This is a genomic window from Alcaligenes sp. EGD-AK7 (assembly GCF_000465875.3).
GTDB classification, from domain to species: domain Bacteria; phylum Pseudomonadota; class Gammaproteobacteria; order Burkholderiales; family Burkholderiaceae_B; genus Alcaligenes; species Alcaligenes phenolicus.
Genome location: NZ_AVOG02000001.1, coordinates 614,562 through 627,285, shown reverse-complemented (window position 1 = coordinate 627,285; position 12,724 = coordinate 614,562). Strand labels below are relative to the sequence as shown.

Here is a 12,724-nt window from a genome sequence, read left to right as displayed (position 1 = left end):
TTGTTAAAGTTCGTCCGGAGCAAGGTCCGGGTTGTTGGTGAGTACGCGTTCGATCTCGCTTTTATTGACGTTTTCCAGAACAAGATCCACAGCCCGCTCACTGGCCTTCTTTGTGCCGGAACGCGCGGGCGTGAGAAAAGCGTGATACATGCGCTGGCGGCGGTATTCGACCCAGATTTCGCTGCCCCAGCGGGCCGACGGGCGCTCCACCACCGTCAGGGTGAAGGGACTGGCCCCGGTCAGCTCGCGCCAGCGATTGCTGAAGTAGCGGTAAAAGTCTTGTCCTTGCACCGTGACGGTGCGGTTGATGACGATGCCCGCGAGCGGATCGTCAAACAGGTTCTTGCGAACTACTTCAGCCTGCCGGATGGCTTCCATGAAGTTGGCCGGTTTGGGCTTGCTGGTATCTCTGCCTGGTTGTGCAGCGGCGCTGCTCATGACACACAGCATTGCCAGGAGCACGGCCCCTTGTTGGTATGGTTTTGTCATTGCAGCACCTGTTGTTCCTTCGCCTTACGGCTTGATACATCGGCGTTACTGACTATGGTAGAGACGGCCATCTGCAATTACATGAGCCGCATTTCCTAGGCTGTTTGCCCTTGCACAGGGCTGTTTTTGCGTCGGTGCTACTGATTCGGCGTAGGCTGTTTGGGGTAGGCGCGCGGACGAAAGATCAGCGGTGTCAGTGGTTCTCCGTCGTGTGGGCCGGTTGCCTGCTGCATGGGTAGCGGATTGGCTGCTTCTACATGCTGTACCGCGCCGTCCTGGGCGTTGTAGAGCACGACGATGCGGCTGTGGCGCACGGTATCGATCTGCTCGTGATCAAAGTGCGGCAGGGGGGGCTGCTTGACGCGATGCGAGCGGCTGCGTTGGCGGTACAGGGCCTGGCGCAGGTGGCGCTGCTGGCGCTGCTGGCGTCGCCAGCGTGACCAGGCCAACAGCAGCAGGCCGTTGGTCAGCAGAACCGCCCCGTAGAACAGAAAGGTGGTCAGGGTTGGGAAGATCGGATCTATCTGTTCGTAGCCAGCTTTGTCCATGGTGTGACCGATCAATAGGAGCAAGCCTTTGGCGATCAGGTAACTGAAGACGAACCAGCCGGCGATGGTCAGTAGACGGTCTATCCAGCGAGTGATGGGATGGCGTTGGGTCGTGATGATCATGACAGCTCCTTGATACCCCGGTCGGGGCTGCTCCAGCGGGCGCGTTTGCGACGCAGGCGCAGCATGACCATGGGGAAACTCCACAGCGTGGTTAAAAAATTGATCAACCAGTAGGCAAATGGGTACCAGATGATCCAGAACATCGTCAGGGGCAGATCGGGCTCGTAGCGACGGTCGATCCAGATACTGACGGCGAACTGCAGCAGGCACATGCCGGCCAGCACCATACCGGTGAACGAGGGCGGGAACAGGCCGTCGATCTGGGTGGCGGCAGGCAAGTGGAGCATTTGTCCAAGCAACCAGATCAGCATCGCTACGCCCAGGGCGAAACTCCATAAGGTCGAACACAGGTATTCCAGGGTCAGGGGCCACATGCCGCGGTTTTCCCAGCGCAGCACCTGCGGGGTGTATTTCAGGAAGGTTTCCGCACCGCCCTGAGCCCAGCGCAAACGCTGCTTGAACAGGCCTTTCAGTGTTTCGGGCATCAGCACCCAGCACAGGGCGCGCGGCTCATAGAACACCTGCCAGCCGGCCAGCTGCAACTTCCAGGTCACATCGATGTCCTCGGTGATCATGTCCAGACTCCAGTAGTCCACTTCGTCCAAGGCCTGGCGACGAAAGCCTGCGATCACGCCGGAAATCGTGAAGATTTTTCCGTAGACGCGCTGCGTGCGCTTGATTAGCCCGATGATCGAGGAGAACTCGCCAACCTGGATGCGGCCGATCAGGGTGGAGCGCGTGCGGATGCGCGGATTACCGGTGGTGGCACCGACTTCCGGGTTACGCAGCATGGGGGCGACCAGGTAATTGACGCCTTCCGGGTCCAGGTAAGCATCCCCGTCTATACACACGAAGTAATCGCCGCTGGCGCTCAGGGCTCCCATGCGCAGGGCCAGTGCCTTGCCCTGGTTCTGGGCCAGGTGGATGACGCGCAGCTTGTCGTACTCCTCGCTCAGATCATTGAGCACTTGGGCGGTGCGGTCGCTGGAGCCGTCGTTGATGGCGATGACTTCGATGTTGGGATAGACCTGGTTCAGCGCGGACAGGATGGTAGAGCGGGCGTTGGCCTGTTCGTTAAAGCAGGGGATCAGGATGCTGACCAGCGGCATGCCTTCCAGTTCGGGTGGGGCGTGTGGTTTATAGGTCCAGCGGCGTTCATGCTGGAACCAGAAGATCAAGCCGCCGCCTATCCATATGCCCGACATGAACAGCGGGTACATGAAGATGAAGTAGAGCAGTAGGTGGCTGGTCAGGGCGACGGTGATTCCCAGGGGAATTCCGACGATCAGGCACAGGGCCAATAGGGCGATCAGTCGTTCAATCATTTTTTGTTGGATACCATTCAATCGTGATTTCCGGACGAATCACGTTCATCTTGGGCTGATTGTTGACAAAGTCGTCGGGGTAATAGCCGACATGTCGCGCCCCTCTTGCCGTCAGTGCATTGAGCCAGCCGGCCACTAGATGGGAGTCCAGCGGACGGGATGGTTGACCTTGGCCGGGCCAATCGACCGATTGCACTTCGAACACGGTGCGGCGCAGGCCTTCTGGGTGGCTGGCCACCTTATCGACCAGCTCGTTCAGCCAGGTCACGGCATGCTGATCGAGGATGTCTTCCATGCGGGGCATGGCCATCACGGCAGTCCAGTCATAGGCTTGCAGAAAATCGTTCAGGTTCTGGGCAAACCACTGTTCGCTCTGGGGCTTCAGAACCGGTAGAGCGTACATATTGCGGGCCGTACTGATCTGCGGGCCGCGCTGCTTGCGTACCCGATCAGCTAGTTCCCGGGTCAAGTCGATCAGGGCTTGTGATTTAAAGCGCGTCCAGCGCTCAAACTGCTCGGGATTGGCTCGTATCGTTCTGATGTCCCTGCCAAAGCCGGCGTTTTCGTAGGCGTCCAGGGCGGCGGGCGAGGCATCTTCAAAGTCGGTCAGCGTGGCATCGTCATGGAATACGACACCAAAGAAGATGGCGCTGCGTCCCAGGTCTTCGTACAGATCGCCCATGATCTGGCGAGTGCGAGGGTCAAAGGGGGACAGGCGGCGGTAGCCTTGTGTGGGCAGGGAAGGTGGGCTGCCGTCGGCATGCCATTGCAGCACGCGTTGCGCCGGCTCGGACGTCTCGATGGCCAGCACGGGCATCCATGCAAAGACATTGACGTGGGCGCGCGAACTTAATTGCCAGGCCGTGCGATTGAACAGGTCGGCGCGCATGGGCAGGTGGCGGTTGGGGAAGTAGACCGCGCGCACCAGGCCATCGCCTGTGGGGTCGGCGAAGGCTTGCAGATAGACACTACGTGGTTTCAGGTCTGCGATGCGTTGCACCAGGGCGCTCAAGTTGCGTTCCATCTGCGCCGGATCGGGGTCGTACACATAATCCAGATCCACATGCACCACGCGCTCGGCCTGACGGTCTTCACGGGCGGTGATAAAGCCTGCAAAGGTGCTGATGTCCGGGTCGTTATCCACCAGATAGCGGGGCATATTCATCGGGTCGTGGACATTGGCCACGCCGTCGGTCAGCGTCAGGGCCATCTGATAGCCTTCTTGCTCCAGAATTTGCAGGCCCAGGCCGCTGATCCGGCCATAGGGCCAGACCCAGACGCGCGGCGGCTTACCGGCGTGCTGTTTGACGCGGGCACTGATGGCGCGCACATCCTCGCGAAAGCGGGCGGTGTACTCGGCATCGGTCTCGTAGCGTTTCTGATCGGTCAGGTAGCGATGTGCGGCAGCCACTGGCTGGATATTGCCTTGTGGGTTGGCGATGGCACCGTAATGCATGTTTTGGGTGTGCGCGCCGATTTCCACCAAACCGGATTTGGCCATTTCGTCGATTTGTGCCCAGTGCAAAAAGCGCGAACGTTCGGTGGGAAGACCGCCAAAGTCCACTTTTTCGTTGTCGGGGGTGTCCAACCATTTGCCGACCGGGGCCAGCAGCGCAGGCCAGTGATAGGCTTTTAGCAGCGGGAACACGCGGGTATAGAAACTTTGATACCCGTCGTCAAATGACAGCAGCACTGCCTTTTCAGGCAGAGGCTCCACACCTTGGCGGGCGCGCATAATCTGCTCTACGCTGACGGGCACATAGTTGTTTTCCTGTAGCCAGGAAAACTGCTGGCGCAGGTGCTCGGTACTGACGCTCAGGTACGCCTGGTTAGGATCGTGGTCCTCCACGTCGTGGTAGGCGATGATGAGTAGCTCGTCATTGCGCCAGGGCTGCTCTTGTTGTTCGAGGCGACGCTGCTCGGGCGGTACATACAGGGCCGGCGGGCTGGCGCTGCAGGCGGATAAAAGGGCGCTGAAGGCCACTATCAGAAGGGTCAGGATTCGTGTGCTCATTGTCGTGGCCGCTTAGAATTTGATCTTGAGTTCAACCATGCCGCTGTACTGCTGTTCGCGCTGGCCGTCATAGGGGCGGGACAGGGCCTGCAGGCGCAGGCCGACTTCCAGATTGCGGTCGTGCTGGTAGTTCAGTTCGTAGGCGACGGAACCTACGGTGCCATTGCCATAGCCGCTTTGGTGATGTAAGCCCACACCCAGTGTGAGGGCTTGGGTCAGGCGCTCGTCATAGTGTTGGTAAAGCAGGTGCTCCAGACGTAGGGCAGGCACAGCCATGTATTCGCGCCGTGGGCTGTAGTAGGGTCTGTCTTCGTCTTTGTTGCCGGAAGCCCATAGTTCCAGCTGGGCGTCGGCCTTGATGCGCGGGCTGGTGTAGATGCGTTGGTTACCTGTGATCTGCAGACTCTGACGTACGTTGTTGTCAGAGAATTTTGTCCCGGTATAGGCGGCTTGCACCCATTGTTCGGGGCCGTTTTTCCAGCGCAGCCGTACTTGTCCCTGGTTGGCCGTGATGCCTGCGGCCAGGGCGCGATTCGGAATATCCAGGGTGCGATAGTCCAGGGTGCCGCCGATGCTCCAGTGATCGCTCAGCTCGTGATCAAGCTGCAGGCTGGCTCCCATCTTGTTGCCCTGACCCCAGTTCTGGTTGTTGATTGTCAACTGTGATTGCCAGTCGCGGCCGCGGTACTCCAGGCCGGCTCCCTGCCAGTTCACGTTGTGACCAAGCTCGTCGCTGGTATCAAGGTGACCGGCCAGGGCGGTGGCGCGCCAGTTGTAGTTGATGGGGGCGCTGTACCATTGCGCCTCGGTGCGAATGCCGTCATTGCCCGAGATATCGCCGCCGTTGCTGGTTTCAAAACCGCTGCGCAGGATCAATTCATTCTTGCGGTAGGACTGCCAGTCTTTTTCCAGTTCCGCGACCCGCATATTGGTGGGGTAGTGCGCTTTGGCATACGCCAATAGTTCTTCGGCCTGGCGGTATTCGTGCAGATCCAGGGCGGTCTGGGCCTGGCTGATGATGACGTCTTCTTGGCGCGGCGCGTAGGTTTCGGCGATCTTCAGATTGCGTTCCGCCGCCCGTGGCATGCCCGACATGCGCTGGGCATCGGCCAGCGGCACGCGTAGGTTGACGTTACTCGGTGCCTGTGCGCTGGCCTTGCCCAGATTTTCGCGCGCCTCCTTGAGCAAACCCGTATAGGTATAGAGCGAGTTTTTCAAAATCAAGGCGTCGGTATAGCCTGGATTGGGCTGGGGGATTGGATTCCCGCGTAGCCACCGAGTGGCGGGCATGTCTTTTTCCATGCGCTCGGCCAATGCCAGTGCCTGATCTTCGCGGCCAGACTCCAGCAAGGAAAAGGCCAATCCGGTTTGATAGCGTGTGCGTGTTTTTGCGTCCAGCGAGGGTTCGGCCAACGCCCGCTCGTAGCTGGATACGGCTTGTTCGGGGCGACGGGCGCGCAGTTGCAGGGCTCCTAGCGAGGCATAGGCATAGCCTGGATATTGGGCCGCCCGTTCGGGAGCAATGTCTACTGTAGAGGGTGCGTCTTCGCGTGTGTCCATCGCAATCAGACGGTCACCACGGATGCGGCGGGCGAAAGCGGGGTTACCCAGAAAGCTGGCGCTGTCAGCCAGTTTGTCTTGCAACGCGATGGCTCGATTGGCGACCAGAAAACGTTCGGGTAGTGTGCGTGTGGGCTGGGGCGACAGCCGTGTCAATTCAGCGGCATAGTCGGCTTGACGGTCAGCCAGGTCTGCGTTCGAGAAGATGTCGGGATGTTGTGTTTGCCATTCCATCGCCTGGCGGTGCAGTCCGGCGGCATGCAGGGACTGGTCATAATCCCGGATAACATCGGTTTTGTCTGGCTGGACAGCCAGAGCGTCCTGGCTGAAGCGCAGGGCTTCGTAGTTCTGGCCGGCAGCGCGGTAGATGTAGCTGCGCGTCAGCAGGTACATGGTGTTTTGGCGTGTGGCCGGCTGCAGTTGCTGGGCGCAGCTCAAGGCCTGGGCAGTCAGTCCGGCATCGGCCAGGCTCATGCACAGGCCCATGGTGAAGGCGGCTTGTTGTGGAAAGCGCCGCATTCCTTCCCGATACAGGTTTTGGGCCGGTGTCCATTGGCGCGCATCTTTGTAGGCGCGTGCTGTCAGCAGCAATACATCGGCCGGCAAGGGCAGGTTGGTCGGCCAGCTTTGGTACAGGCGGATGACCTCTTGCGGCTGGCCTGCCCAGGCATGAATGCGCATCAGATCAAGCTGGACACGTGTCTCTTGCGGATGCTGTTGCCGGTACTGCTGCAAGCCGGCAATGGCGGATTGGTATTGGCCTTGGCGTGCCTGTTTGATCCAATCCTCGTAGGAGGCGGCATACAGGCTGGTGCTACACGCGGTCAGTACCAGCAGGGTAAAGGAATCCAGCCAGAACCGGCGCAGAAACGAGGTTCTGGCTGGGAAGAGACCGACGTTTTGCAGAGCTTGTCTTTTTATTGATCGCCTGGACACTTCTCTTCCCCTTGTTGTTTGTGTGTACGTCCTGCCACTGTTCGTTACTGAGCGAACAGAAGGGTCTTAAGGGGTATCTTAGGAGTCTGGGCCTCTGGCGGTAATTGGCCTTTTGATGTAAACCACCAGGTTTTTTGTAGTAAGCCACTCGGCCTAAGCTAGATGCTTCTTAAGAAAAAGCTTGCACAACAGAGCAAACAGGGTCGGGGCTTGATTCTTTCGGGGCGTAGCGCACTTGCATGGGGTGCAATGGGTCGAAGGTTCTAATCCTTCCGTTCCGACCATATTTATCAAGGGCTTACAGCATTATTGCTGTAAGCCCTTGTTCATTGCTGTGGGGATTCTGTGGGGACTCGTTTTTCACCGATCACCCCGTCTTCTCAGAAGCGTAACCGCCGGCGCTTTTTCGGCATTGTGGGCAAGCTTCTCAACTTCGTTCAGCAATTTGGACAAATCAGCGGCTGAATAGTCGGTTGTGATTGACCCATTCGTGGGATCTAGCAGAACTTGCCTGTTTGCCAAATGCATTCCCGCAGCACGCAGCCGTCGCCCAAATGTGTGCTTTAAGTCATGTACTCGCACTGCGCTGAAACCGGCATTGGCTGGACATTGGTACAAATCCTCTCACGGTTGGGCCGCTCGTCACTTGGCAGCCCACCAGAGGCATTCATTTCGCTATGGGTTCACCCTTGTATGGAAAAACACATACGGCTCGTGCCTTGAAAGGGTAGGGGCTACTGCTGCAACCATACCAAAGTGCGTGTACGTCCAGACATCTGGCCTTGCGAGGGGGGGGCATGGTTATGGGGCCGGTTGGTTCAATGCCTGTTATGCTGGATGAGGTGACAGGTTATCCGTGATGATTCCTGTGGCCGAGATTAAACCGAGCGAACGCAAAATAAACGCAAGTTGACCAAACTGGAGAGATTCCCATGGGCACCAAAATTGTTACCGAGGCCGACCGTAAGCGTACTCCTCCTCCTGCCACTCCCAAAGGCGTGAACCTCAGCACGAAATTCCGGGGCCAATGTGTTAGCCAGGAACGTGGTGCGCATACCCGCAGCAAGAAAAATCCCGGCAAGCGAGCACATTCGGGTTAATTTCTGGAGACAGCTTGGTACCTGGCAAGGCTTCAACGGCGGATGCTGGAAGAATTAAGCATTTCCACACGCAAAAATGCCCGCCTGTTGAAAAATTGAACTGCACCCCAAAAGTTTGATACCCATCCAAGCTTTGGGGTGTTTTATATGGCGAAGCATACGGAAGCATTCAAGCTAGAAGTTGCACAGACGTATTGATCAACGCAGATAGGGGCGTGATCCTTAGCTGCCCAGTATCGTCTGGACCACCGGACGGTGTGTCGCTGGATGTTATGGTAGTTCCCTTCATTATCAAAGGGGGAAATGGCTGGAGAGAAGGAGTTACATCTTGAGTGATCAGCCAAGCGATAAGGCGTTGTGTGAAGCCTTGTCGGAATTGTTTGTAGATAGGCCGGTTAATTACCAGGCTATTGCGAACGTGGCCAAGTACTTTTCGGTCCACCATGTAGAAAGGGCTTTGTTCGAGTGGGTGGCGCCGGTTTGCTATTCCAACGCGCTTGCCCCCATCCCTTCAATCTGGACCGGGTTTGAACCCGACCAACTCTGGCGCGATATTGTGGCGCATCGCCAGGCTCGTGCCGGTGCCGGTCTGTTCAGACGGGTGCGCTGGCATGCCCAGCAGCGTTTCCTGCACTATTACTTTGCCAAGGAGTGGCGTGAGCTGTCTCAGTACTTGTCATCGGGTAATCCCCCCCATTTCTAACGATCGTTAAAAATGGGGGCGTGATGCGACAAGCCTTGCAAGAGGCATCCGCGTATCGATGTGAACTGTTGGCGCTTGATGTTGAGGATGCCATGCTGGCTTGCCAGATGTAGGCGCTCTGGTCCCGGAGTGTGGCCAGAAGTCTGTCCTTGGCCGATATTCTGATTGCGCGTTGTTTGTCTTTGTTGCCAGCGCAATAGGCCCACTTGACGGGGTTTTTCTGGCTTCTGCAAGCGGCCTTGGTTCTGAAATTTGTCTTACCAAAGCCCATGATGAAATTTAAATTTCATCATGGGCTTTATGCTTTCATTGCCAGGAAACAGAAATTTTTCCCAATAAGGGTTTATCCCTTATTTTTCTCTGTGGGCCTTATTTGAAGCCACTCTTGGTGGACGTGAGATCATGATCTTCTTTCTTTTTTTCTGCTCCCAAGGGTAAATACGGAGCCAAATCATTACATCCATAATTGAAATTAAAATTTTATTAAGTATTATATGAAAAACAAATTTCAATTTTAGGTTGTGTCATGGTCATCAAAGATTCGATCCTGGATATTCTCGATGTCCTGCCCAGCGCGGAGCGGCGGTTGGCCGATGTGGTCCTGTCTCATATGGGGCAGCTGGCGACTTACTCCGCCCAGGAACTGGCCGAGAAAGCAGGTGTATCGGCGGCTACCGCGGTGCGCTTTTTCCGGCGTCTGGGTTTTAACGGCTTTAACGAATTCCGGGTCACGGCCCGCGAGCAAATGGGTGACGGCGCTCCCTTCAAGCGTCTGCACTCCATGTCCAGCAGCGGTATTCAGGCCGATATGACGCCGTTTATCAATGCAGACGTACAGAACATTTCCACCACCTTCCAGAACATTACTGAACAGCATCTGGACAACTTCACCCAAGCCGCCCTGAAAGCACGACGCATCTGGGTGTTTGGTTTCCGCAATGGCCAGATCCTGGCGTGCTACGCCCACTCTTTACTGCAGCAGCTGCGCCCGGATGTGCATCTGGCGGTGGGCACGGTGGCCCATCTGACCGAGCAACTGGCCGATGTGGAAGCAGGGGATCTGGCCCTGGTGATGGATTTTCGTCGCCGCTCGGTGCTCTTGCCTTCCTTGGTGGAGCATCTGCGGGGCGAGTCGGTACAGATGGCTTTTTTGACGGATGGCCTGGAAAGCTCCTTGCTGCGTTCGCAAGACATCGCATTCACGGTGGCAACACGCGGGGAGTACTTGTTTGACTCGCATACCGGCACGCTCAGCCTGATCAATTACTTGGTCAGCCGGGTGGCACTGCAGGCCGAGACGCAGGTTGCCCGTAAGTTGCAGAAGATTGAATCCATCCATCGCAGTTTTCAGGACTTGAAGTCCAATAATTAAACCCATAGAAGTGGAGCAGACATGAACAAACATGCCGTTCGGGAGCAAGGCGCGGTGCAACTGTATCTGAACCCTCGTTGCGTTCAGGATAGCCAGGAATATGACGCCTCCTTGCAATCGATTTTGTCGGTGGCCGCCTACGAGCAGGCTCAGGCCAGCATCGTGCAGTGGCCCGGTTACGCGCCTACTCCTTTGCGTCATTTGCCCGGCCTGGCCGCGCAGATGAAGGTGGGCGGGGTGTATTACAAGGATGAGGCCGGTCGTTTTGGTTTGGGCAGCTTCAAGGCTTTGGGCGGTGCTTATGCCGTCAATCGTTTGCTGTTGCGTCAGTTGCAAGCTCATACCGGCAATGCCAGCCTGACGCTGGATGATCTGAAGAGTCCTGCCTACAAGGACTTTATTGCTGGTTTGACCGTGACCTGCGCGACCGATGGCAATCATGGCCGCTCGGTGGCTTGGGGGGCGAAGAATGCCGGTTGTCAGTGCGTGATCTATATCCATGAGCATGTCAGTACTGGTCGTGAGCAGGCCATTGCCTCTTACGGGGCAAAGGTAGTACGCGTGCCCGGCAATTACGATGATTCGGTGCGCCAAGCTGCTGAAGATGCCAAAGAGCATGGCTATTTTGTGGTGTCCGATACGTCCTACCCGGGCTATATGGATGTGCCCAAGGATGTGATGCAGGGCTACACCGTGATGGTGCAGGAAGCGCTGGATCAGATTGCTTCGGGCAAGCCGGTGACTCACGTCTTTATTCAGGGTGGTGTGGGTGGTTTGGCGGCGGCCGTATGCGCCCATATGTGGGAGCGTCTGGGTGCGCAGCGCCCTCGCTTGATTGTGGTGGAACCCAACAAGGCCGATTGCCTGTTCCAAAGTGCTGTTCAAGGTAAGCCCGTCACGGTCACCGGCGATTTGAATACGGTGATGGCCGGTCTGGCTTGCGGCGAAATTTCCTTGCTGGCCTGGGAAATTCTGGATCCCGGCACCTATGCCTATATGACGCTGGAAGACGATGCCGCCTTGCAAACCATGCGCCGTCTGGCCCGTGCCGATAAAGGTGATGCGCCGATTGTGGCGGGTGAGTCTGCCGTGGCCGGTGTGGCGGCTTGCATGGCTGCGTGCGAGCAAGCGGACTGGCGTCAGGCATTGGGTATTGATGAAAACAGCCAAATCCTATTTTTTGCCAGCGAAGGTGATACCGATGCAGAGCTGTATCAGCGCATTGTCGGTATGAGCGCCAAAGAAGTGCTGGCTCAGGAGCCAGTATGAACAGCGCAGCCAGCACTTGTTTAGCCATTAATGGCGAACGCCTGCTGCAGCGTATTGCGCAGTTGGCGCAGATTGGTGCAATCGACGGGGGCGGCGTCTGCCGCCTTGCCCTGACGGATGAGGACAAGGCGGGCCGCGATCAGGTGGTCAGCTGGATGCGTGATCTGGGCATGCGTGTGGAGATCGATCAGATCGGTAACATTATCGGGACACGCGCTGGCCGTCTGGATGTGGCGCCGGTCATGACGGGTTCGCACATTGATACCGTGCGTACTGGCGGACGCTACGACGGCAATCTGGGTGTGCTGGCGGGACTGGAAGTGGTGGCCAGCTTGAATGATGCCGATGTGCAACTGGATCGTCCCTTGCAAGTGGTGGCCTTTACCAATGAGGAAGGAGCGCGCTTTGCTCCGGACATGATGGGCAGTCTGGTGTTTCAAGGTGGCTTGTCCTTGCAGGAAGCACTGGACACCGTGGGCATTGATGGCAGCACCGTGCGCGAGAATCTGGAGCGTATTGGCTACGCCGGTTCCGTGCCTTGCGGCCAACCTGATGTGCATGCCTATATGGAACTGCATATTGAGCAGGGCCCGGTTCTGGAGCATGAAAGCATTGATATTGGTGCCGTGACTGGCGTGCAAGGGATTTGCTGGCTGGAGTTTGAGGTGCATGGTGTCTCCAACCATGCGGGCACCACGCCCATGCACCTGCGTCATGATGCCGGTGTCGTGGCGCAGCAAATTGGTAGTTTTGTACGCCAGTTGACTGAGCGTTACGGCCCGCCGCAACTGGGCACAGTAGGGCGCTGCGAGCTGTTTCCGAATCTGGTCAATGTGATCCCCAGCAAAGCCGTATTTACCGTGGATTTGCGCAATGTGGACAAGGCCAGCCTGGATCAGGCCGAACAGGAAGTGCTGGATTTCGCCCGGCAGGCGGCCGAGCGTGAGGGTGTGCAGATCAAGCATCGCCATTTGGCCCGCTTTGATCCTGTGCAGTTTGATGAACGCTTGATCAGCAAGGTCGAGCAACACGCCAAGGATCTGGGCTGCTCGGTCAAGCGCATGCCCAGCGGTGCCGGGCACGATGCGCAGATGCTGGCGCGCTCTTGCCCCACAGGCATGATTTTTGTACCGAGTGTACGTGGTTTGAGCCACAACCCGGCAGAGTTTACCCACGATAAAGACCTGATAGCGGGATGTTCGATTCTGCTATCGACCTTGGTGGAGCTGGCCCGTGAATAAGCAGTAAATCCCTGATGACGGGACCGCCGCCACAAGAGCAAAGG

At 57.3% G+C, this 12,724-nt stretch carries 10 protein-coding genes; 5 read left to right on the top strand and 5 right to left on the bottom strand.

All coding sequences use genetic code 11. The features are described 5' to 3' along the window. Nucleotides 1-3: 3 nt before the first annotated feature. The 5 genes from N879_RS02880 to pgaA form a co-directional block, all read right to left on the bottom strand. A complete protein-coding gene (locus tag N879_RS02880) occupies nt 4-489 on the bottom strand; it encodes a curli production assembly/transport protein CsgE (RefSeq protein WP_009454353.1) in 486 nt (161 codons plus the stop codon). A gap of 137 nt (nt 490-626) precedes the next feature. Next, a complete protein-coding gene (pgaD, locus tag N879_RS02875) occupies nt 627-1,160 on the bottom strand; it encodes a poly-beta-1,6-N-acetyl-D-glucosamine biosynthesis protein PgaD (RefSeq protein WP_009454351.1) in 534 nt (177 codons plus the stop codon). After that, nucleotides 1,157-2,485: a poly-beta-1,6-N-acetyl-D-glucosamine synthase gene (pgaC, locus tag N879_RS02870; RefSeq protein WP_021446639.1), complete on the bottom strand. Its 1,329-nt coding sequence runs from the start codon at nt 2,483-2,485 to the stop codon at nt 1,157-1,159. The genes pgaD and pgaC overlap by 4 nt, the downstream gene beginning before the upstream one ends. Then, the gene (gene pgaB, locus N879_RS02865) at nt 2,478-4,499 is read right to left on the bottom strand and encodes a poly-beta-1,6-N-acetyl-D-glucosamine N-deacetylase PgaB (protein WP_021446638.1); all 2,022 of its coding nucleotides are present in this window, start codon (nt 4,497-4,499) and stop codon (nt 2,478-2,480) included. Before pgaB ends, pgaC begins: the two co-directional genes overlap by 8 nt. Nucleotides 4,500-4,511: 12 nt before the next feature. Beyond that, complete coding sequence (pgaA, locus tag N879_RS02860) at nt 4,512-6,995, bottom strand: poly-beta-1,6 N-acetyl-D-glucosamine export porin PgaA (protein ID WP_021446637.1); 2,484 nt, start codon at nt 6,993-6,995, stop codon at nt 4,512-4,514. 932 nt (nt 6,996-7,927) lie between these two features. Between pgaA and N879_RS20620 the strand changes: the two genes are divergently transcribed. The 5 genes from N879_RS20620 (at nt 7,928) to N879_RS02840 (ending at nt 12,680) form a co-directional block, all read left to right on the top strand. Further along, nucleotides 7,928-8,095 (top strand): hypothetical protein, encoded by a 168-nt coding sequence (locus N879_RS20620; protein ID WP_009454343.1) that lies wholly within the window; start codon nt 7,928-7,930, stop codon nt 8,093-8,095. Nucleotides 8,096-8,423: 328 nt separating this feature from the next. Beyond that, entirely contained in the window at nt 8,424-8,798 is a 375-nt protein-coding gene (locus tag N879_RS02855) for a DUF7079 family protein (protein ID WP_009454340.1), read from the top strand. 526 nt (nt 8,799-9,324) lie between these two features. Then, complete coding sequence (locus N879_RS02850; RefSeq protein ID WP_009454338.1) at nt 9,325-10,170, top strand: MurR/RpiR family transcriptional regulator; 846 nt, start codon at nt 9,325-9,327, stop codon at nt 10,168-10,170. Nucleotides 10,171-10,191: 21 nt separating this feature from the next. Then, nucleotides 10,192-11,439, top strand: a complete 1,248-nt coding sequence (locus N879_RS02845) for a diaminopropionate ammonia-lyase (protein ID WP_021446636.1) — start codon at nt 10,192-10,194, stop codon at nt 11,437-11,439. Further along, entirely contained in the window at nt 11,436-12,680 is a 1,245-nt protein-coding gene (locus N879_RS02840; protein ID WP_021446635.1) for a Zn-dependent hydrolase, read from the top strand. The genes N879_RS02845 and N879_RS02840 overlap by 4 nt, the downstream gene beginning before the upstream one ends. The last annotated feature ends 44 nt before the right edge of the window (nt 12,681-12,724 follow it).